18 protein-coding genes are annotated in these 22100 nt (G+C 59.1%); 9 read left to right on the forward strand and 9 right to left on the reverse strand.

Annotation, left to right across the window (positions count from 1 at the left end; translation table 11 throughout):
* Nucleotides 1–26 precede the first annotated feature (26 nt).
* From FHS02_RS14350 to FHS02_RS14370, 5 genes are all read right to left on the reverse strand, one after another.
* On the reverse strand, nt 27–671 hold the full coding sequence (locus FHS02_RS14350) for a c-type cytochrome (RefSeq protein ID WP_137315161.1): 645 nt from the start codon (nt 669–671) through the stop codon (nt 27–29).
* 120 nt (nt 672–791) lie between these two features.
* Nucleotides 792–1157: a DUF305 domain-containing protein gene (locus FHS02_RS14355; RefSeq protein ID WP_229422271.1), complete on the reverse strand. Its 366-nt coding sequence runs from the start codon at nt 1155–1157 to the stop codon at nt 792–794.
* Between the two features lie 41 nt (nt 1158–1198).
* Nucleotides 1199–2506 (reverse strand): DUF305 domain-containing protein, encoded by a 1308-nt coding sequence (locus tag FHS02_RS14360; protein ID WP_137315162.1) that lies wholly within the window; start codon nt 2504–2506, stop codon nt 1199–1201.
* A 104-nt stretch (nt 2507–2610) separates the two neighbouring features.
* Entirely contained in the window at nt 2611–2940 is a 330-nt protein-coding gene (locus FHS02_RS14365) for a four-helix bundle copper-binding protein (RefSeq protein WP_175424862.1), read from the reverse strand.
* 108 nt (nt 2941–3048) lie between these two features.
* Nucleotides 3049–3408 (reverse strand): hypothetical protein, encoded by a 360-nt coding sequence (locus FHS02_RS14370; protein ID WP_137315163.1) that lies wholly within the window; start codon nt 3406–3408, stop codon nt 3049–3051.
* A gap of 531 nt (nt 3409–3939) precedes the next feature.
* Here FHS02_RS14370 and FHS02_RS14375 point away from each other — a divergent pair.
* The 5 genes from FHS02_RS14375 to FHS02_RS14395 all read left to right on the forward strand — a co-directional run bounded on the left by FHS02_RS14375 (nt 3940) and on the right by FHS02_RS14395 (nt 8783).
* Nucleotides 3940–6039, forward strand: coding sequence for a 2Fe-2S iron-sulfur cluster-binding protein (locus FHS02_RS14375; RefSeq protein ID WP_221403862.1), 2100 nt, complete (start codon nt 3940–3942; stop codon nt 6037–6039).
* A gap of 2 nt (nt 6040–6041) precedes the next feature.
* A complete protein-coding gene (locus tag FHS02_RS14380) occupies nt 6042–6788 on the forward strand; it encodes a hypothetical protein (protein ID WP_137315166.1) in 747 nt (248 codons plus the stop codon).
* A gap of 4 nt (nt 6789–6792) precedes the next feature.
* Complete coding sequence (locus tag FHS02_RS14385; RefSeq protein ID WP_137315167.1) at nt 6793–7707, forward strand: cytochrome c3 family protein; 915 nt, start codon at nt 6793–6795, stop codon at nt 7705–7707.
* A gap of 57 nt (nt 7708–7764) precedes the next feature.
* Nucleotides 7765–8259, forward strand: a complete 495-nt coding sequence (locus FHS02_RS14390; protein WP_137315168.1) for a hypothetical protein — start codon at nt 7765–7767, stop codon at nt 8257–8259.
* Nucleotides 8260–8450: 191 nt separating this feature from the next.
* The gene (locus FHS02_RS14395) at nt 8451–8783 is read left to right on the forward strand and encodes a copper-binding protein (protein ID WP_175424863.1); all 333 of its coding nucleotides are present in this window, start codon (nt 8451–8453) and stop codon (nt 8781–8783) included.
* Nucleotides 8784–9314: 531 nt separating this feature from the next.
* Here the strand turns inward: FHS02_RS14395 and FHS02_RS14400 are convergent.
* The 3 genes from FHS02_RS14400 to FHS02_RS14410 form a co-directional block, all read right to left on the reverse strand.
* Nucleotides 9315–11117 (reverse strand): 2Fe-2S iron-sulfur cluster binding domain-containing protein, encoded by a 1803-nt coding sequence (locus FHS02_RS14400; RefSeq protein ID WP_137315170.1) that lies wholly within the window; start codon nt 11115–11117, stop codon nt 9315–9317.
* A complete protein-coding gene (locus tag FHS02_RS14405; protein ID WP_137315171.1) occupies nt 11114–11806 on the reverse strand; it encodes a PepSY domain-containing protein in 693 nt (230 codons plus the stop codon). The genes FHS02_RS14400 and FHS02_RS14405 overlap by 4 nt, the downstream gene beginning before the upstream one ends.
* 88 nt (nt 11807–11894) lie before the next feature.
* Nucleotides 11895–14603, reverse strand: coding sequence for a TonB-dependent receptor (locus FHS02_RS14410; RefSeq protein ID WP_137315172.1), 2709 nt, complete (start codon nt 14601–14603; stop codon nt 11895–11897).
* A gap of 337 nt (nt 14604–14940) precedes the next feature.
* On the opposite strand from FHS02_RS14410, the gene FHS02_RS14415 reads away from it, so the two are divergent.
* The 4 genes from FHS02_RS14415 to FHS02_RS14430 all read left to right on the forward strand — a co-directional run bounded on the left by FHS02_RS14415 (nt 14941) and on the right by FHS02_RS14430 (nt 18688).
* Nucleotides 14941–17361: a heavy metal translocating P-type ATPase gene (locus FHS02_RS14415; RefSeq protein WP_137315173.1), complete on the forward strand. Its 2421-nt coding sequence runs from the start codon at nt 14941–14943 to the stop codon at nt 17359–17361.
* Nucleotides 17358–17846 (forward strand): Cu(I)-responsive transcriptional regulator, encoded by a 489-nt coding sequence (cueR, locus tag FHS02_RS14420; protein ID WP_137315174.1) that lies wholly within the window; start codon nt 17358–17360, stop codon nt 17844–17846. Before FHS02_RS14415 ends, cueR begins: the two co-directional genes overlap by 4 nt.
* A 120-nt stretch (nt 17847–17966) precedes the next feature.
* Complete coding sequence (locus FHS02_RS14425; protein WP_137315175.1) at nt 17967–18173, forward strand: heavy-metal-associated domain-containing protein; 207 nt, start codon at nt 17967–17969, stop codon at nt 18171–18173.
* Nucleotides 18174–18244: 71 nt separating this feature from the next.
* Complete coding sequence (locus FHS02_RS14430; RefSeq protein ID WP_137315176.1) at nt 18245–18688, forward strand: DUF411 domain-containing protein; 444 nt, start codon at nt 18245–18247, stop codon at nt 18686–18688.
* A 169-nt stretch (nt 18689–18857) separates the two neighbouring features.
* On the opposite strand, the gene FHS02_RS14435 is transcribed toward FHS02_RS14430, so the two are convergent.
* Nucleotides 18858–22067, reverse strand: coding sequence for an efflux RND transporter permease subunit (locus FHS02_RS14435; protein ID WP_137315177.1), 3210 nt, complete (start codon nt 22065–22067; stop codon nt 18858–18860).
* Nucleotides 22068–22100: the final 33 nt, after the last annotated feature.

Genomic DNA, 22100 nt, shown 5'->3' on the forward strand with positions numbered 1-22100 from the left:
TTCCCCTGTCGAGTTGCAGCAAGGCGCTAACGCTTCGCGCCATGATGTTCTTCGTTCATTCGTTGATGACCGTGACGGCCGTCATGTTCGTCGTCCGGATGAGCTTCGGTGGCGTTTTGCGTGCCGCCTGCAGTTGGCATACCACCGTGAGAATGGCCGGCGCTGCCAGCAACAAGCTGTCGGTAGCGCTCTTCGTCGAGCCGCGGCAACTGCTGGAGAAACGCAACCAGGCTCCACACGTCATCGTCGCTCATCGACATGCCCCAAGCCGGCATGCCGGAGGCCTTGATGCCATGCTTGATCACCCAAAAGGCAGCCGCCGGGTTCACGGTCACCTTCGATAAATTCGGCGGTGCGGGATACAAACCTTTGCTCAGTTCGGAGGCCCCTAGTCCGGGAGCCAAGTGACATTGGGCGCACATGGCGTCGTAATTGCCTGCACCCATTTTGATCCGGTCCTGGCTGGACAAGTCCGGAACCGTAATTGCTGCCGAACGGGTGGAGATCGAACGCTGCCGTGCATGCTCGATCAGTGTGAAAACCGGCCGCGAGTGCTGGTCGTCCGCCGCGAAGTTGTACAGTCCGCCTGTAACAACAGCGGCCACGACGAGGGCAAACACTATGAGCACGAGAAGTGCTCCGACCACAACCGCCTTGATAGAAAGCTTCATACGACATTCCCTTCTCCGGAAGACGCGTCGCCGTCCCTGCGCTGCGCTGCGCACGCACAGGCCAGCCAAGAGGACTGTGCCCTCTTGGCCTGCGATGACTCGTCTGCTAAAGCCCGTGGATTACTTGGACTGTCCTTTGCGCTTCGCAATCCACGCGTCGAGCTTGGCAATCTCTTTGGTCTGATCGGTAATGATCTTCTGTGCCGTCTCGCGCATCCGTGTGTCCTTGCCGTTTTGCAGCTCAGCCTTGGCCATATCGATGCCCATCTGGTGGTGCGATCGCATATTCGTCGCAAAGTCTAGATCGGCATCACCAGTCATTTTCATCCCCGCCATGTCGTGCCCGCTGTGGCCACTCATGTCATGAGATTGCTGCGCCGCGCCTGCTGGTTGCTGTTGTGAAGATTGCGCAAGCGCCGGTACCGTGCAGAAGAAGGCCATCGCCGCGGCGCAGGCAGCGCCTTGTTTCATCAGTTTTTTCATCATGTACTCCTTAATTTAAGAATGGAATTTACTTCATGCAGCGTTTAAAATTCGTTGTCCTTACGCTTGTCCCCGGTCAGAGGCACGAAATCACACTGGGAGAACTGCTTGCACAGCATGTTGCGCATGTCGTTGATGCTGTTCTTCTGCGTCATGACGATGTCCTCGCAGTAGCGTTGCAGGTCGCCATGTCCGATATCGCTCTTGACCACGCAATGCAGGCTGGGCGCGAGTGCGCTCAGGTGGTGATTGCTGAACATACGCAGGAAGACCTGGTCGAATTGCGCCCCCTCGGGCGTGCCGTCAAGCATGGCAATCATGCGCCGCCCTTCGTCATTGAGTTGCGGTTCATGTTGTATGCCATACCAGTCACGCAACCACCGCTGGGCCCGTCCGATCTCCTCACGCTGCATCCGGTTCGCCAGGCGAGCCATCGACTTGATCTGTACATCGCTTGCCTTGCCCGGTGTTGCAGCAAATCCAGGACTGGGGGACGTTCCCTCGTCAGGATCGACAACCTGCGCATCGCGCGTCGTGTCGGTCCCTGCTGCCAGTTCCGACATGCGTAGTGCCGAGTAGTGATGATCGATGATGAAGGTCAGGTAGTTTTTCTCGAACGCTGCGGTCTGCCCGCGGCCCGGCCCGTCCGCGTAGGCGACCGAAGCAACGGTGGCGATGCCGATACCCGCTACAAGCTTCGAGAAGAGTGCACGCCGTCTACGGCTTGTGCCGACGCCCATGAGTCCAATGCCACCGAGGAGCATGGCCCAGGTGGCTGGTTCCGGAACTGCCAATACCAGCGAGTCGGCTGTGGCCCAGTAAACGTTGCCATCTTCGTCGAGGTTACGCAGCGATACCGATTCCAGGTTCGTTGACGACACAAGGCCGAAGAACGACTCGCTGGAGTCCGGTGCAAGCGTAAACGTCAATGTCTCTCCACCTGCTGTGGCCGTCAGTTCGAGCGCACGACCTGCGCTGTACTCACCGTACGCATCGGAGCCATAGAACAGGCCACCAAAGCCGCGCATCCCAGGGTTGAACTGATCAAAAGTCAGGGCATCGGATGCCATCGTCGCGGTGACCGCCACTGCACCTGCTGGGCCAGCAAGGTAGAGTCCGGCGTCACTCGGCCCCGCGCTGATCCGATAGGACACGGATGCCGCTTCGCGCGCGGCCTCCCCTTCCAGCCATCCTGGCGCAAGGTCGTCCAGGCTGTCGGTCACTGTTCCCGGTACCGCGGCAAGGAACGCGGCGCGGTCGGTGTACAGCGTAATCTCGGCATGGGCTCCAGCAGACACGCACATTGCTGCGCCAAGTACCACTACATTCAAAGCGAATGGAAGTGCTTTCATGGTTTTGCTCCATTGATTTCATCAGATTGGATCCGCAAAACGGCAACCGCACACGACGCGCTTCAGGCGTGATATGCGAGTACCATCGCAACGGTTTTAGTGCACTAAGCGCCGCTCATGCGGGCGCACGCATCGGCGCAGCGCCGGCAAGCAGCGGCGCACTCCCGGCAATGGTCCATTTTGTGTTTGCCACACTCATCCGCGCAAGCCCGGCAGATATCGGCACATAGACGGCAAAGCGCGGCGGCAAACTCGCTACCTCGAGCCATGTAAGCGGCACTTAGACGGCAAATCTGGGCGCAGTCCATATCAAGCTCGATGCAACGTGCCATCGCTTGCACATGCTCTTCCTGCAGGCAAGCTGCCGAGCAGTGGTCACAGGCGTCGGCGCACGCATTGCACGCGTCGATACATTCTTGAAATTGCTGATGCATGATTCTTCTCCTTGATTCAGTCGCAAGATACGAGACACGCCGAGCCACCGTGCGCGACGATGCACGCCACGAGGCAGTCCGTGCCTGGCGGACGGCGCTATGAACAGTTCAGGAGAGGAAGGATTTGGGCGGGCGATCGAGGCGATCGCGTGTGCAACTGCTGCGGTGTGGCTCGGTACTTGCCTCCGCATGGGCGATGGTAGAGTTGAAAGGAACGGCAAGAACGTTTTGCTGCAGGGCAGGCGTGGGTGCGCAGCACAGTGAACAGTGTGAACAGCGTTCTCCGATGGCAGCCCGGTGCTTGGCCATCGACGCGTCGCTCTGCTTGGTTATCCCGCGGTGCTGCTCGCACTCGGACGTTGCCTCTTCACCGGTCGGCCAGCAGCAGGCAAATCGCGTCGCCGCCGCATTGAGCGGCAGGATTGCGATCAGCAACCACAGTACAAAGGTGGAGAGGCTGCGTTTCATGTCAATTAGACTAGCATCCGGCAGGCGGATCCGGTCACACCATTCGACAAGGAAATTTTAAATCGACAATATATTTACATTACGCAACTTGATAGATGTCGTCACGACCGATAGAGGATTGCCCTTTGAAAGCGCTTTGAGCGATCACCGCCTTTGATAACGTATCCACAGATAAAGCGATAGGGTCAGAAATCAACTTATTGATATGAATCGGTTATAGATATCGACTGGTTAGTATCTTTGCCTGAGAGCACACAATGCAGGCTGCCATTGTCCAACGTTCAATGGGCCACCATCGGCCATTCCAATATTTGCCTAATTTGCCCTTATTTGATATAGATCAAATACTTCTGCCAACGCCATTGGCTACTATCAATTCATATTGAAGCAACGCGAGGTGGCTGATTACAACCACACGCCACTCATTATCGTACGCCTGAGCAGGCAAAAATGTATGCAGTCTCAGCTGCCGGCTCGTAGAGCGGAGGCCCGGTTGGATCGACGGCTTGAGTTCGATCTATGGAGCGTCACATGAGAGCCGTGTCTGGAGCCCGATCCTGTCTGGCCCAAATGCCCACACTCAACAATGGGTTTCGGCGGATCGACATGCGTCCGTTACTGCTTGCATGCGGCTTTTTATTTGCAGCGATGACGGTCACGCTTCCATTGTTCGCGCAATCTGATGCATCCGAGCATGCGTCCCATCATCCAACAGGGGCATCACCACCCGTAACACCGTCGACAAACGCGGATGCCAGCCAGACGATGACCGCCGGACAGCAGCCTAGCCTGCAGCTACCTAAACCCGCGCCGGACACACCCAACAGCCAAGCTGCGACACCAGTACCGGCCGGCATGCCACCGGATGGCATGACAGCCATGGGTAAAATGATGGAAGGTATGATGGGCGGAATGGGGCAGGAATGTTGTGGCGGTGCTGCGGGGAATGAACTTTACCCTCTGATGATGGGCATGCCATCGATGACGCCGGAGCAGCGTGTACAGGTGCAACGCCTGTCCGCAGCGCGTATTGGCGAGGGCAAGGCATTGGTTCAGCTAGGCCAGCAACGGCTTTTCGGGGCCATCACGTCGGGCGACCACAAGATTGCTTCCGAAGCGATGCAGCAGTTGCGCGATGGGCTCGGGCGCATCGATAGCGGCGCCGCCGCACACAGGGTTCTGGCCGAAGGCACGTCACCGCAGTCCACTGCGCTGCGTTGGTTCAAGGGCGAAATGGACTTGGGCCAGGTTGAGAACCCGGAATCAGGCATGGCATTGGAGCGCTTTTCACTGATGCACATGATTGCAATGGCCTTGCTCGTCGCATTTGCCATTGCCATGATCGCGATGTACTTCTTCAAGATGCGGCGCACGGCTGCCCTGTTCGGCCGCATCGATGCAGGTTCTGGCAAGCCCCCCCCTGGCGCGGCGCCGGCGCTGGGAGGGGCTCCCCTCCCTTCCGGTTCCAATCGACCTGATTTCGGCACTTTGCCGGTCGCGCAGGGCACTGAGACTCAGACAAAGGGGCCCGTGCATACAGCCCACCGGGATGCAGGCTCCCCCTCTACGGATACACTACCCTCCATTCCAGACGCCAAGTGGCACGGTCTGCTTCGTGTCATGAACGTCATCACTGAAACGCCTACCGTGAAAACAGTCCGACTTGGTCCGGCGGCCGATGCGGCAGCGTTACCGTTCACGTTTTTGCCCGGGCAGTTTCTCAACGTGACATTCTCCATCGGTGGCGCCCGGATGAACCGGTCGTACTCGATCTCGTCGTCTCCAACCCAGCGCGCCTATCTTGATCTGACAGTCAAGCGTGAGCCCCGAGGCGCTGTTTCCAGACATATCGCTGATCTGCTCAAAGTGGGCGATGAGCTTGAAGCCGGCGGCCCGGTCGGACGCTTCACGTTCACGGGAACCGAGGCCAATAGCATAGTCTTGATTTCGGGCGGAGTCGGCATCACGCCGATGATGAGCATATCCCGGTACCTCAGTGAGCAATCGTGGCCAAACGACATATTTTTCATCTATGCCTGCCGCTCACCCGCCGATTTCATCTTTGCGAAAGAGATTGCCGAGCTCGAACGGCATAATCCCTGGCTGCATGTGACGGTCGTTATGGAGCATCCGGACGGAACCGACTGGCAGGGCCTGACGGGGCGCCTGAACACGGATGTGCTGTCGCAGGCTGTGCCACACATCGCTTCGCGCAGGATTCATATGTGTGGCCCACCGGTCATGATGGAAGCGGTCCGATCACTGCTACAGGAATTGAAAGTACCGGCTGAGCAGATAAAAACCGAGGATTTCGGCACGGCTGCTCCGCCCCCCGGCGAGGGTTCCAACAGATTTGCGGCAGCCGCTACCGGACCACTGGTCAGTTTTTCCAAAAGCAGCAAGTCCGCCAAAATTCACCTAGACCAAACGCTGCTGGAATTGTCGGAAGAACTGAACATCGGCATCGAATTCTCATGTCGTGTCGGGACCTGCGGGATCTGCAAGGTACAGCTGACCGCCGGGGAAGTCGACATGGCGATTGACGATGCGCTTGACGCCGATGACAAGGTTAAAGGCATTGTTCTGGCATGCCAGGCAAAGCCCAAAGGGCCCGTCACGGTGGAGGCTTGATAATGCTAAAACAGGATAACGACCGTCTCATCGTTACCAGCATCGCAGGTCTGTTGCTGTTGAGCTGGCTTGGCTTCTTCCTGCATCGCTCGCCGCGCTTTCCGGGCAGTGGCTTGGGAACCATCGTGGGTCTAACCGCGGCGCTTCTCATGCTTGTGCCGCTCGCCTACACCATATGCAAACGGATCGGGTTCGTGCGTGTGCGTATCGGGCAGCGAATTTCGTTGAAGTCTCTGATGACGCTGCATGTCTATGCAGGTCTGTTCGGGCCACTGTTGGCGATTATTCATACCGGCCATAAATTCGACAGTTGGCTAGGCGTCGCACTGGTGACGGCAATGCTCCTCATTGTCATCAGCGGATATGCAGTGCGCTATCTGTCAGCGCAGGTTTCACAGGAAATCAAGGATAAATTGATACTTCTGCAAACAGCCAGAGGTGACCTCGATAACACGTGGGGACAACTCGAAAGCATTTCGAGTGCAATGCATATTGCTTCAAATGCTGCGGTAGCTGAGGCCAGTGGCCCATTGGTCGGTGTACCGGAGCCCCCGATCGACACAGCCAGCCGGGTAACCCGTATCGCCGAAGCTGTCGCCGATCTCGAGTACGCGATCCGCCTTCACGGACTGTTTAAAAATTTGTTTGGAGTTTCACTCACGATACACATCGTCCTGTCGATCGCTTTCTATGTATTGCTAGTGGCGCACGTAGGCGCTGCCATGCAATACGGGTTCCGCTGGTGGTGATGAGATGACAAAGACCATCCGCCTTGTCGCTGCCCTGATCGGGCTCGTCCTGGTCGCAGGCATCGGCTTCAGCTGGAACAGCAGGAATATCCAGGTAGAAGAACTTTGGCAGCAAGCTGTCGTTCCCGGCCCTCTCTCGCGATCGCACGCTTTTTTGGCAAACAACTGCGCTGCATGTCATGTTCCCGTCAAAGGGGTTGCACCATCGTTGTGTATCTCGTGCCATGCCGATAACGCGGCACTTCTCCAGCGGCTGCCAACTGCGTTCCACGCAAATATCCAGACCTGCAGCGGCTGTCATACGGAACATCAGGGTGCAAGCCGAATGCCAACAACCATGGATCACGCCATGCTCGTTGAAACTGCCAAACGGGAGAGCAAGGGGGAAAAACCAAACGTTGGCGATAGCAACGGCCGACTGAGCGCACCAGACATTGAAACGGCAAATACCCTATTTGCGAGCGCGCCTAGTGTCGAGACTAAACCACAATTCTCGATAGACGCCACCCGGTATTCGGTCGAGCCCTGCGTTACAAAGGGTGACTGCCAAGGGTCTCGTGCCCCGAATGCACTCTCCCTGCCGCCGTCGCATCCCCGGCCCATTGCCAGTGAAGCGAACCTCAATTGTGCCAGCTGCCATGCGACCGTGGACCGGCATCAAGGGATGCTCGGCACAAATTGCGTGCAATGTCACGCGACGACCCAATGGACCGTCGCCCAATTTCGTCATCCATCGGTCAACTCAACCGCGTGCGCCCAGTGCCATAAACCGCCGCCGAGTCACAACATGATGCACTTTTCCATGATGTCCGCTCGTATTGCAGGTCAGCCGAACGCCAAGGTAAACCAGTGCTACCTGTGCCATCAGACGACTTCCTGGAATGACATCAAGGGCGTCGGCTGGAAAAAGATTCACTGATTTGGTCGGTACCCGGATTCCGCTTGAACCATTCACTCACCCAAAGGAAATACCATCATGAAAACCGTATTGTTAGTTGGCCTTTTAATGACCTGCACGTTGTCGCAGATCGTATCTGCCCAAAACGTCCCCACCCCAGCTAAGCCGGCAATGTGCTGTGGCCCGATGGACAAAATGCCGATGCCGATGAAAAAGGACGCAGCGAAGCCTCCCATGCCTATGGAGCGCGCGCCGATGGACATGGACAAGCAAATGCCAACCATGCAGGCGAATATCGAAAAAATGCAGAACCAAATGGAACACATCAAGATGACCACGGATCCCAAAGAGCGCGCAAAACTGCTCGATGAGCATATGCAAACGATGCGCGAAAATATGACCGCAATGCGTGGGGTTCAGGGTACTGCTACCGGCGCAGGGACCGCGGGGGCCAAACCTGACGTGATCAAAAAGCGCCAGGAGACGATGGAAAAACGGATGGACATGATGCAGATGATGATGGAACAGATGATGCAGCGCGATTCGGCAATGCAGCCAATGTCCGATATGTAGATCAGGACTGACGAGGGCAGGACGGGCATTAAGCGATGACGATGCGATAGGTGTCGAATGCGTGAATACCAACCTATTTGATATACATCAAGTACATGATGCATCAGTGTTCAGTACTATTTATCTGCAATAAGTTGATCCTGAGGCCACTCGGCCCCAAGCAACTTCTTACCACTTTTATCGGAGCAGCCATGAAAACCTCAATCGCCAGTGCAGTGCTCATCTCCATCGGGCTGATGCTTGGCTCAACCGCCAGCGCTCAACGCCATGATGAAGGGGGCAGTACCCATGGTCTGTCACGCACGACAGGCAAAGGAACTATCACACAAATTGATCTGCCAGCAAAGAAAGTTACGCTCGATCACGAGCCCATCGGCAAATACAAGATGGAAGCTGGAAGCCATGGCTTTCCGATCAGGAGCGCGAGCACTGCGGCCAAGGTCGCAGTTGGGGATAAAGTTGACTTCACTATTGAATCCCGGGGGAACACGATGGTGATCACCCGACTCCACAAACAGAAGTGAGAGGCGGCTCATTGTACTCGGCGCCAGATAGCTGCGTATTAAGATTGACAGTGAATAGATAGCCGCCCCTTGGCTCGGGTGTGTGCTGGAGTTAGTGCTGTCAGGCCGGTACAGCGAACGTAGCAAGCGGACAATAAAGCGATTAATCGCCATCGACAAAATCTAACGAAGGCAACGAAAGCCCCCCTTCTGGCTGCACGGCCAGAATCCTCCACCCCACGCTGAAGGGCGTGCAATCTAAGCTAGTTACACATTGTGGTGTTGATCAGGGCGGTAATCTCAGCTGTTTCCAGCTGGCGCATATCATCGGGTACGCCCCCGGTCAGTCCATGCTGAGGCAGCGGTTCATGTTGCACCCAGCTGAATGCTCAGCGCTCTAACCTTGCAACCAATCGGTGCGCTAAGCGCACAGCGCTCAGAAAAGTGCTCTACATCATCGTAGGACGATAGGGACGATCTACTCGACTAGATTCGCCACTTGAGACGTTGAAGGAGGTCAGAGCGAGAGGGCTAGACATGCACTCTGTTTCGTCAGATCTTGAAATCGTCGTAGGCGATGTTCGCCTCTTCGACCCCAAGACTGCGCAGCATCGCGCACGTACTCGACAGCATCGCCGGGGGGCCGCACACGTAAAACTCGACCGAGGCGATGTTTGGGTGCTTGCGCAGCAGGCCCTCCAGCACAGCTTCGTGTACCCATCCAACCGGCGCGCCGTATTCAGGCTGCTCCTCCGACAGCACCAGATGCCAATGGAAGTTCGTGTGTTTCGTTGCGAATGTCTGCATCTCCTGCACGTATGGGGCATCGCGTCGGCTGCGCGCTCCGTACCAGAAGTGCAGCGGCTCCGTCGCGCCTTTCAGCAGCAGCTCATGGATCATTGCTCTCAGCGGTGCCATTCCCGCACCTCCACCGATGAACACCTTCTCGCGTGATCCAGGCTTTAGTGCAAAGTCACCAAAAGGACCGCTGAAGCAAACCTCGTCACCAAGCTTGAGCGTGTACATGTAGCCTGATCCCCTCCCTGGCCGTTCCCCCGGCATGAAGCGAACCAGGAAAGTCAACTGCGAGCCGGCGCACTCCACGGGAACCGATATCGAATACGACCTCCGAACGGGCGCATCATTGGCAAGCGTCGACATCGGCCCTGCCGTGCGCCAGTCGTCCTGGTGCTCCTCTGGTACGTGCACGTGGCTGGCATCTCGCGCATACGCAGGAACGTGGATCTGGACATAGGCGCCCGGCCGGCATTCCATTTTCCCCTGCGGCCGCACTGTGATCTCCCGCAGGAATGGCGTCACCGGCTTGACGCTAGTGACCACGCCCACCCGTTCAGCAGACGATGCAAGGGCGTTCCCGACATCGACATTGAGGCTGCGCTTCACCGGGAGATTGCAGGCTAACCTGTATCCGGCCTCGAGCTTCTGTGGCGACAGCAGCGCGCGGTCGGCGCCGGTAGGTTCGGGTGCCTGCCCAACACATCTTACTTCGCACAATCCGCAGCTTTGGCCTCCGCCACAGTTCGACGGCAGCTGCAGGCCCGAGCGGGCGAGCGCCTGGAACACGGTATCGCCCTGCACTGCATCGACCGAGCGCTGCGTCGCGCCGCTGGCGTCGACCAGATTGACAATACGGCGCCGACGCCACCGGCTCGGAACGAATTCCGCGAGCCGGACACTGGCGAACAACAGCCAGACACCCGTCAATGCCATCCACAGGCCGCCGATCGCACTGGAGACGAGCAAGGGATTGTTGAAGTTGGTCCGCTCGCTGTAGTCCATGATATGGAGCATCCAGAACAGATCGAACAGTCGCCAGGTACTGTTCCTGTGTTCGAGCACCGCTCCCGACCGGCTGGAGACATAGACGGACGTCTCATCCGCATCGTCGAAGTCGATCCGCCACACAGGTTCCTTGTGTGCCCTTGCCTCCAGCGTGAAGTTCAGCAGGAGCGGCGTGCCGGCCTTGCCACTCCCGGAATAGGATGCGCGGGCGATCTCCCGTGCCAAACCGGCGTCCACCGCGACCGCTTTCCCGTCCGCTGCGCCAACCAGCCAGCTGCGCTTGTCGTTCTGCAGCCGATACACGGGCCGGTCGACCAGCCAGCCGGAGGTAATTGCCATGACGTTTTCCCGGCTGGCGGCAAGTACCTGGTCCGTGCTGAGTACGTTATGTGGCCACACAGGCGGCGCCGGCGGCTTGACGCGGAATTCACGCCCCTGTACTTTTTTTGCGTCGAGCAGGCTCATGACAACACCGCTCGACATCCACAACAGGAACTGGATCGCCAGGATCAGCCCCACCCACTTGTGCAAGCGTCTCATCCAGTGGCTCATGCCTGCTTCTTCCGGTTGAAGCTATAGAAGAGCAGCCATGCCCCGCTGAGGGCAAACAGCAGGCCGGTAATCGAGGCCGTGCGCAACAGCGTGTTGTTTACGTTCTCGCGTTCCTCGTAGTCCATGATATGGAACATCCACAGGAAATCGAACCACCTCCAGAGTTCATGACGCCGCGCCACGAGGTCACCGGTATGCGGGGAAAAGTACAGCGTCGTCTCCCCCGGCTCGTCGTAATGGACGGCCCACAGCGGAACGGGACGCGAGCCGACTTCCTTGGGTGCCTTCGTCACCCATTCGACGCCCTTGATGCTGCCCTCCCCTACGTAAGCCGCATCCGCCAGGGCGACGATCTGGTCCCGGTCGAGCGGGCTGATCTTCTTGCCGCTGGTGGCATCTACCAGGCTCGTTTGTTGACCCTGCTTGATCTCGTAGACTTCCTTGCCGAGCAGGCTCTTCATACTGACGCTGTTGATGCCAGGGTAGGTCTCATGGAGACGCGCCTGGGTGATACGGGTGGCGGATGGATTGAGCCGTTCGGTCGGGACGTGGGCCAGATGGTCGCCGTGGATGACCTCAAGCGGGACGACGACCATGTAAAGGCCGCTGATCATCCAGAGCAGTGCCTGCACGCCGATGACAAGCCCGATCCATTTGTGCGCGCGTCGCACCCAGAAAGCTAATTGCATAGTTGTTGTAATAGATAAATTACCCAGGCGGCCGGGCGATCAGGCGCGAAGGATACATGTTCGCGGGCCGCCCGGCATCATTGGAAGACTAGAACTTGTAGCCCAGGCGCACATGCCAGCGGCGCCCCAACAGGTCGTAGGTCATCGTATCGGTATTCCCGTCCGTCCAGCTCTGGATATACGGAGGACGCTTGTCGAACAGGTTATCGACCCCGAACGAGAGTGCCATCGCCTTGTTGAACGCGTATTTCACACTGGCGTTGTGGTACGCGATGCTCGGTGCACGCGAGCCAATGTCTTCCGGCGCGGCATTGATGTCATCGGCCTTGCCGATGTACTGGACCGTGTAGGAACCGGACCACGGCCCGTTGGCCGCCGTCAGGGACGCCGTCGACCGCCACTTTGCATAACTCCCCCGTCCGCCCGTGATCTTGCCGGCGTACTCGATGACCTCGCCGCCCGGGAAGGGCGTCACGTCAAAGCGGTTGAGGCGCGAGACATCGGCCGCGATAGACGACGTCCATCCGAACAGGCTGAAATCGTACATGGCGCCGAAGTCCAGGCCTGCGACCTTCTGCTGCGCTGCGTTCTCCGGCTGGGACGACAGGAAATTGATCTCGCCGGTGCGCGGATCGCGGGTGAAACTCGAGGGACGGCAGAAGATGTGGGAGAGGCCGGGCGAGTTATAGCATACCGATAGCTTGGTCGATCCCGGAACCGTTTCGATGGCGTTGTCGATCTCGATGTTGAAATAGTCGAGGGTCAGGGTCAGCGCTTTGGACGGTGTCCACACCATCCCGACCGTGAAGGTGTCTGCCTCTTCCGGTTTAAGGTTCTGGTTGCCGCCGCCCGTTGTGAGGATTGACGGGCCAAATTGCCTGAAGCCAACTGGGACGCCGGAGGCCTGGCAGTTTTTGTAAACCGCGGAGTTCGGATCGAGCGTATTCCAGTTGTTGCATGGGTCCGTCGTCGTCAGGTTACCCTCTGAAACGCCACCGAACAGCTCAGGCACGTTCGGGACACGGAAAGCCGTCGACCTGTTCGCGCGCATTTTCAGCGCCGGCATTACCTGCCAGTCCAGACCGAGCTTGTAGGTGCCCTGCGAACCGAACAGGCTGTAGTCGGAGTAGCGCGCGGCCGCATTCATGGTCAGCGACTGCACCAGCGGCAGCTTGGCCAGCAAGGGCACAGATAGCTCGGCAAATACCTCGCGCGCGCTGTACTGGCCCGCAATCGGATCCATGGCGTTCGTATTGGCTGCACCGGACACGATCAGGCTGTCCGGGTCGCGCCAGCCTTTCTCGCGGCGGTATTCAAAGCCGGACGCGAATCCGACCGGCCCTGCGGGCATCGAGAACAACTCGCCGCTGATGCTCGCGTTGAAGCTCTTCTGGTCATTGCCGCCATGGTCGCGCGTCGTGAAGTGAATATACTCCAGCACCGCCGGACTCAGGTTGCCATAGCCTAGATAATTGCCGCAGGGAGCAGAGGCCGGCGTCAGGCCGCAGGTTGCTGCGTTCAGCGTCGCATCGACCCGGTCCAGGTTGATGATGTTCGTCATCCCGTCCACGCCCGTGTTGCGGCCCCAGTTGAGCGAGGCCGACCAGTCCCACTTCTCACCAAGAGCGCCTTTCAGGCCGGCAACGATGCGGAAGGTGTTCGTCTCCTGGAAGAAGTAGCGTGGCCCCACTTCAGCCACCCTACGCCGTTCCAAGGTGAGGTTCTGCCCCGTTGGATTAGTCGGATGGGTTGCAGCTATCTCGATCGGACGATAGACACCGATCGCACCTGGCGTCGCCAGCTGCTCCGACTTGCGGTTCGTGAACATGAGCTCGCTGAACATGTCCACGCGATCGGTCAGGCGCATATTGCCGAAGGCACCGACACCGACGCGCTTGATCGGGTTGACCGCGTTCAGGAAGGGATTACTGTTGTACGCATGCTTGGCAGCGCTGTAGGTCTCGAAGCCGCGTGGGTTCCCGTTCGGATCTTGGTTGAAGTTGACGCGGCGGCCATCTGCGAGCCGGGCACGGCCGCCGATGGTGGACGAACTGCCGGAGCAGACCAGCTCGCCGTCCTCTTCGAACAGCGCGCAAGGCGCGCGTGAGGCCAGATTGACGGCGCCGCTCTCGGAGTAGTTCAGCGATGCCATCAGCGATCCGCGTTCGCTTCGTGTGCCCCATACGAGATCAGCGGACTTCTCGTCACCGTCGCCGCGTTCCGTCTTCCCGTAGCGGACGGCGGCCTCGACACCCTCGATTGCCTTCTTGGTGATGATGTTGACGACACCGGCAACGGCATCGGCGCCATAGATCGCCGACGCTCCGTCCTTGAGCACCTCGATCCGCTCGATCATCGCGACCGGGATCATGTTCAGGTCGACCGAACTATTGGCGCCAGTCCCACCCGACACGACGCGGCGACCGTTCAGAAGCACCAGTGTTCGGTCGATGCCGAGGCCGCGTAGATTGACTTGAGTGGTCCCATAACCGTTACTGGTCCAATAAGCGCTTGTCTGGTTCCCCGCTGTGCCGGCGGACGACGGCAGGCGCTGGAGCAGCGTCTCGACCGAAATTGCACCGGAGCGCTGGATGGTCTCGGCGTCGATCACGGTGACCGGGCCGACGCCAGTGAGCTGCTCCTGTCGCAGGTTGATCCGGCTGCCCGTAATCTGTACTCGCTCCATCCCGCTAGCCTGCGTATTTTCGCTGGTAGCGGGCTGCTGTGCATGGACGCTCTGCTGCAGGACTAGCATTGCGAGCGCGGCTGTCGTTCCTGGGACGTATTTGCGAACCATTTACCCTCCGGCTATTTTTGTGGGTACTAAAGGACTGCAACGCTGCGATTTCAGGTGACAGCACATGGTGGCATCAAGTTTGTGATTAACCGCTTGTCTATACAATTTCGCAGCGTTTTTAATGTAGCGCGAATTTCTCGTGCAAGCAAGAAATAGACTTTTTTACGACATTCTGCCAAACAGAGTTTTTTCCTATTGCCGGTCAAAACATGCTGCAGACAGTGCTAAGGTCAAGGTGCCAGCCAAGGATCTAGGCTGCACGTTCTCTTGAAAATTCCTTTGACCCTCCCATGATGGGAAGGGATAAGGTGGTGGTGGTCAGATTTTGGAGAACGGTATGAATCTCACCTTTACATCGAATGCAACAGCACTGGACCACGCGTTCAAGGTCAATGGCATGACGTGCGCTTCTTGTGTAGCGCGCGTTGAAAAAGCACTGCAAGCCGTGCCCGGCGTGGAAAGCGCATCCTTGAATCTCGCCACTGAACGCGCAACAGTGCGCGCCACCTCTGCCACCAGCCTGACGTCAATCCACGAGGCTGTCGAGAATGCTGGGTACAGCGTTCCAGAGGAAAAGATCGCACTGTCGATCAGCGGCATGACTTGCGCTTCCTGTGTCGGCCGTGTCGAAAAGGCGCTGAGCAAGGTCCCTGGCGTCACCTCGGTATCGGTCAATCTGGCAACCGAAAAAGCGCAGGTCGGCGTCGCAAGCGGGGTAAATCCAGATGTCGTTATGGATGCAGTGCGACAGGCTGGATACGAAGCTGTGCTGGCGGAAAATAGCGGTGCCAAGGCAGACGGCCCCGCGCTACCGCCATGGTGGCGCGCTGCAGCAGCTGGGATGCTCAGCCTGCCGCTCATCGTGCCCATGCTGGTGATGCCACTCGGCTGGGATTGGTCAGTGCCTGGCTGGTTGCAGCTCTTGCTGGCAACACCAGTGCAGTTCTGGCTCGGTGCCCGCTTCTATCAAGCCGGCTGGAAGGCGCTGCGCGCAGGCGCGGGCAACATGGACTTGCTCGTAGCTTTCGGTACCTCGGCGGCCTACGGTCTCTCTTTATATCTGCTAGCCACCCATGGCAGCGACGATGGTATGCACCACCTGTATTTCGAATCCTCAGCGGTCATCATCACGCTTGTCCTCCTGGGCAAATGGCTCGAAGAGCGTGCCAAGCACCAGACCGTCGCAGCCATCAAGGCGCTGGAGTCGTTGCGCGCGACCACCGCCATCGTCCGGCGCGACGGCGTGGACCAGGAAGTACCGGTAACCGAGGTCCGGCACGGCGACCTCTTCCTCGTCATGCCGGGCGGCCGTGTACCCGTCGATGGCGTGATTGTGGAGGGGAACAGCCACCTGGACGAATCGTTGCTGACCGGCGAGAGCCTGCCTATCGCCAAGACGACAGGCGATACCTTGACGGGAGGCGCCATGAACGCCGACGGCGCCCTGGTAGCCCAAGCGACGGCCGTCGGCAGTGAGACCACGCTATCCCGCATCATCCGGATGGTCGAGGATGCTCAAGCAGTCAAGGCGCCTATCCAACGGCTTGTCGATCGGGTCAGCGCAGTGTTCGTTCCGGTGGTGTTGGTACTCGCCGTGCTGACTTTCATCAGTTGGGGGATAGCAAGCGGTAACTGGGAACAGGCCTTGCTGAACGCCGTGGCGGTGATGGTGATTGCATGTCCATGCGCCCTTGGCCTGGCAACGCCCACATCGATCATGGTCGGCACAGGGACTGCAGCCCGGTACGGCATCCTGATCAAGGACGCCGAGGCGCTCGAAACGGCACATGCCGTGACAGTCGTGGCATTCGATAAAACAGGCACCCTTACCGAAGGCAAGCCTGCCGTGGTAGCTATCGAAAGCGCGGGCATGCCAGAACCGGGTGTCCTGCAACTGGCGAGCGCCGTGCAGCAGCTGAGCGACCATCCGCTGGCAAAAGCTGTCCAGGCGGAAGTATACAGTCGGGCTATTGCAGTCCCTTCCGCCACCAATGCGCAGGCATTGCCGGGCCGTGGGGTACAGGCCGATATCGACGGCAACACCGTATTTCTCGGGAATGGGCGCATGATGCACGAGCTCGGTGTGGTGACAAATGGCCTAGCGGACGCCGCCACGGGCCACGAAGCGGCAGGCCGTACTGTCTCGTGGCTGGCATTGAAAGGCGAGCATGGCGTTGAACTGGTCGGCATACTGGCGTTCGGCGACACGCTCAAGCCTTCCGCCCGTGCCGCTGTAGCCCGCTTGTCCCACATGGGAATTAAATCCATCATGCTTACGGGTGACAACGCCGGCGCCGCGCGTGTCATCGCAGAAGCAATTGGCATCGCCGACGTCCGATCAGGACTGTTACCCGCCGATAAATCGCATGTCGTCACGACACTGAAACAGCAGGGTGAGACCGTCTGCTTTGTCGGCGATGGCATCAACGATGCGATTGCCCTGGCTGCAGCCGATCTTGGGGTCGCAATGGCAACCGGTAGCGAAGTCGCGATGCATACAGCCAGCATCACCCTGATGCGCGGTGATCCGTTGTTGGTCTCGCAGGCAATCGATGTATCGAAGCGAACCTACCGGAAGATCCGGCAGAACCTGGGCTGGGCGTTTATCTACAATATCGTCGGCATTCCAATGGCCGCCCTGGGTTACCTGAATCCGGTGGTTGCGGGCGCTGCCATGGCACTGAGCAGTGTGAGCGTGGTGGCCAATTCGCTGCTGCTGCGCCGCTGGCAACCGACCAGAGACGTGGAGGAATTATGAATATTGGACAGGCAGCGGACGCCTCCGGGGTGTCTGCGAAAATGATTCGCTACTACGAGAGTATCGGGCTCATCGCCAAGGCTGGCCGCAGCGAAGCAGGATACCGTCGCTACACACAAAATGAAGTTCAGACGCTCCGCTTCATCAGGCGCTCGCGTGATCTCGGCTTTTCGATCGAGCGGATCAAGACATTGCTGGGCTTATGGGAAGACCGGGATCGTAAAAGCGCCGACGTGAAAGATCTGGCACGCCAGTATATTGCTGAGCTTGAGGAAGACATTCGCAAATTGCAGTCCATCCGCGATCAGCTGCACGAATTGTCCGATTCCTGCCACGGTAACCACAGGCCGGACTGCCCGATACTGGATGACTTGGCCACTACAACCCAGCAAGTTCCCGCTGCTGATTCCCATTCCGATCGAGCAGGCTGCCACCTGGCTCCGGATGTGCAGCAACAACCAGCCCGACGACGCAATAGGACTTGACCTTGCCATGGTTGGAAGGCCTACAGTACCAAACGAATCGTCGGATGATTTATTCGGTGGACCATGGTTATTTTGCCGAGCAGCCGATGCCTTCGTTCAACCTATCAAAGGAGTAAAACCATGTATGAGTTCCAGGTAGAGAAAATGAACTGCGGTGGGTGTGCGAGCAGTGTAAAACGTTCCGTGCAGGGCGTTGACAGCAGTGCCAAAGTGGACATCGACCTGTCGAGTCGCACCGTACGGGTCGACACCGAGGTCGATATCGACAAAGTCAAAGCCGCGATCATCGAAGCTGGATACCCGGTCGCCGGCTCCACGAAGCTTTAATCTGCCAGTCACTGTGGAACGGCTCACGCCGGTCCACGGCCGCTCATCTACACATTTCCCGGAGAATCACCATGATCCGTCATCTCGTCTCGCGCATCGCCACTGCAGGCGCTTTAATCATTCCTCTTCTTGCTCACGCGGCTGCACCAACGATTGAGGTTTTCAAGAGCGCATCTTGCGGATGCTGTGCGAAGTGGGTGAAACACCTCGAAGCAAATGGTTTCAGTGTCAAGACACAGGACGTCGCGAATCCTGCGGACTATCGCCAGAAGGCGGGCATTCCTGACTCTCTGGGTTCATGCCATACCGCACTGGTGCGCGGTTATGCGATCGAAGGCCATGTGCCAGCGGCCGATATAAAGCGCTTGTTGGCTGAAACGCCCAGAGCGAAGGGGCTAGCCGTGCCTGGCATGCCACTCGGCTCTCCTGGCATGGAGGGGCCTCGCAAGGATCCGTATGAGGTTTTGCTAGTCCAGGCTGATGGTCGGACGACCGTATACAAGCGCTATAACTAATTATGGCTGACGGCGGGGCAATCGCCAGAATGCCTCGTGCACAGGTCATGTCGATGGACTGCAGCGAATAATGCTGATCCGGACAGCAGCCATGCCGCATGCGCTTTCCAGCGACAGCGCTCGTGCAAAGACAAATTGTCAGAATTACCAAGAGAATCGCTTTTATGTTTCATTGTAGCGACTTTCTCACGGACTTCGACGAACCCTCGTCGGGCGCGGGGCGTTGGAGCTGACCGAGACGCGCATATAGTGCCGGCAAGACGAACAATGTCAGCAGCGTGGCAGAGAATAACCCGCCAATGACCACCGTTGCCAAGGGCCGCTGCACCTCCGCGCCTGCCCCGGTTGCCAGTGCCATCGGCACGAAGCCCAGCGACGCCACCAGTGCCGTCATCAGAACAGGCCGCAGCCGACGCAAGGCCCCTGCCCTGACGGCTTCACGCCATGGCATGGTCTTGGCCAGGTCGTCGATCGCACCGATCATTACCAGGCCATTGAGCACTGCTACGCCGGACAGGGCAATGAACCCGACAGCGGCCGAGATCGAGAATGGCAGTCCGCGCAGCCAAAGCGCGACAATGCCGCCGATTAGGGCCAGTGGTACGCCGGTAAAAACGACCCCGGCTGCGCGCCAGGTGCCGACCGCCGAGTAAAGTAGAACAATGATCAAGGCGAAACAGGCGGGCACGACCACCGCGAGGCGCAGGCGGGCACGTTCCAGGTTCTCGAATTGACCACCCCACGCCAGCCAGGTCCCAGGAGGCCGCTGCACTTTTGCGTCAATCGCTGCTCGGGCATCCTGAACGACGCCGGCGATATCCCGGCCGCGCACGTTAGCCTGCACAACAATTCGACGCTTACCGTCTTCGCGGCTGATCTGATTGGGCCCCTTCCCGCTCTCGAGCGTGGCGACCGCGCTCAGCGGCACGAAACTGCCCGATGGGGTCAGTATGGGAAGCTGACGCAGCGCCTCGACGTCGTTGCGGTCCTGATCGCCCAGCTTGACGACCACGTCGAAACGGCGATCGCCTTCGTAGATGGTGCCTGCTTCGCGGCCGGCAACTGCGGCGGCCAGCGTAGAAAACACGTCCTCGGCGGTCAGGCCCACGCGCGCCATCGCATCGCGGTCAGGTCGCGCGGCTAATAGCGGCAGCCCTTCGACCTGCTCGACCCTAACGTCCACGGCGCCGTCGACGGCGCGCAGCTGGGTCGCAACTTGCTCGGCCGTCTGTAGCATGGCCGCGAAGTCGTCGCCAAACACTTTGATGGCGATATCGCCACGCACACCGGCCAGCAGTTCGTTAAAACGCATCTGGATCGGCTGCGTCAATTCGTAGTTCTGGCCAGGAACGGCCGCCACCGCATGCTCGATCTTCTCGACCAATTCCGATTTGCTCAACGATGGGTCGGGCCATTGGGCCCGTTCCTTTACGATGACGAAGGTGTCCGTCACATTGGGTGGCATAGGGTCCGATGCCAGTTCGGCCGTGCCCGTGCGCGAAAACACCAGTTTGACTTCGGGCAGTTTGGCGACCGCCTTTTCTACTGCGAACTGCATCGCCTGGCTTTGGTCGACGGATGTGCCGGGAATGCGCGCCACCTGCAGTAACACGTCCTGCTCATCCAGCGTGGGCAGAAACTCCTGCCCGAGCGTTTGAAACAGCAGCAGCGCGCCGGCCAATGCGCCGGCCGCAATGCCACCTGTTACCCACGGGCGCGCGATCGCGCGGTCCAGCCACGGCGCATAGCTGCGTCCGGCGGCAGCGACAATGCGGTTGTCGGCATGGTGCACGCTGCGCGACAGCCACAGAGCGATCACGGCCGGGACCATGGTCAAGGACAGGACGAAAGCACATGTCAGGGCCAGGATGACGGTAACGGCCATCGGGGCAAACATGCGCCCTTCAACGCCCTGGAACGACAGCAGCGGCACGTACACTAGGATGATGATTGCTTGGCCATACACGCTGGGACGGATCATCTCGCGCGCCGCGGCGGCGACGACGGCCATGCGCTCGGCTTTGTCCAGCACCTTCCCTGTCGCCTGCTGCCGCTCACCGATGCGGCGCAATGCGTTCTCCACGATGATGACAGCCCCGTCGACGATCAGCCCGAAGTCGAGCGCCCCAAGGCTCATCAGATTGGCTGAAAGCCCTACTTTCAGCATGCCTGCCGAAGTCAGCAGCATCGTGATGGGAATAACGGCAGCCGCGATTAATGCCGCGCGCAGATTGCCGAGCAATGCGAACAGAACAGCGATCACTAGGAGCGCGCCCTCTGTGAGGTTCGTTGCCACGGTCCGGATGGTGGCATCCACCAGCCGCGTGCGGTCGAGCACCGGCTTGATGACCAAGCCAGGCGGCAGCGACCGTGCGATTTCCTTGAGGCGAGCATCAACGGCGGCGGCCACGGTGCGGCTGTTCTCGCCGATACGCATGACAGCAGTTCCAACAACGACCTCGACGCCACCTTCGGAGGCCGAGCCGAAGCGCATTTCCTGGCCGATGCCGACGGTGGCCACTTGCGATAGCAGGACCGGCATACCGCCGCGGGTGGCAATGACCGTCTTGCCCAGTTCTTCGACACTTCCGACGCGCGCATCCGCCTGGACAGTCAGCGCTTCGCCGTTCTGGACGAGCACGCCCGCGCCTGCGCTGGTGTTGTTGCGTTCGAGTGCTTCGGCCAAGGCCGTCAGGCTGATGCCGAGTGCGGCCAACCGCTGCGTGTCGGGCGAAACCACGTACTGCTTGACGTACCCGCCGATGACATCGACACCAGCTAACCCGGGCGTGTTTTTCAGTTGCGGCGCGACGATCCAGTCCTGCACTGTACGCAGATACGTCGCCTTATCGACCGCCGTGCGCAACGTTTGCCCCTCAGGGGTGACATAGCTGTCGTCGGGCGCCATGCCGGCACCGCCTTTTGCACCATGCGTGTTGGTGAACTCCACGGTCCACATGTACACGTCACCCAGTCCGGTGGCGATCGGGCCGATGGTGGTGGTGACGCCTGAAGGGAGCGAGCGTTCAGCCGCGCGCAGCCGCTCGGCAATCTGCTGCCGGGCAAAGTAAATGTCGGTGCCGTCCTTGAAAATGGTCGTCACCTGTGCAAAGCCGTGCCGGGTCAGCGAGCGCGTCGATTCCAGCCCCGGTATGCCAGCGAAGGCCGTTTCGATCGGATAGGTCACTTGCCGCTCAACGTCGGCCGGTGCCAGTGCGGGGGCCACGACATTGATCTGCACCTGTGTGTTCGTAATGTCGGGCACAGCGTCGATCGGCAAGCGCGCCAATGCCAGAGCGCCAATGATTGCCAGGAACAGGGTGGCCAGCAGCACATGCCAGGGCCGGGCGACGGACATGTTGACGATGCGTGCGATCATGCCGGCTCCTCCTGCAACTCGGCGGCTCGGTAC

The sequence above is a fragment of the Pseudoduganella umbonata genome (assembly GCF_014192225.1).
Taxonomy (GTDB): Bacteria; Pseudomonadota; Gammaproteobacteria; order Burkholderiales; family Burkholderiaceae_D; genus Rugamonas; species Rugamonas umbonata.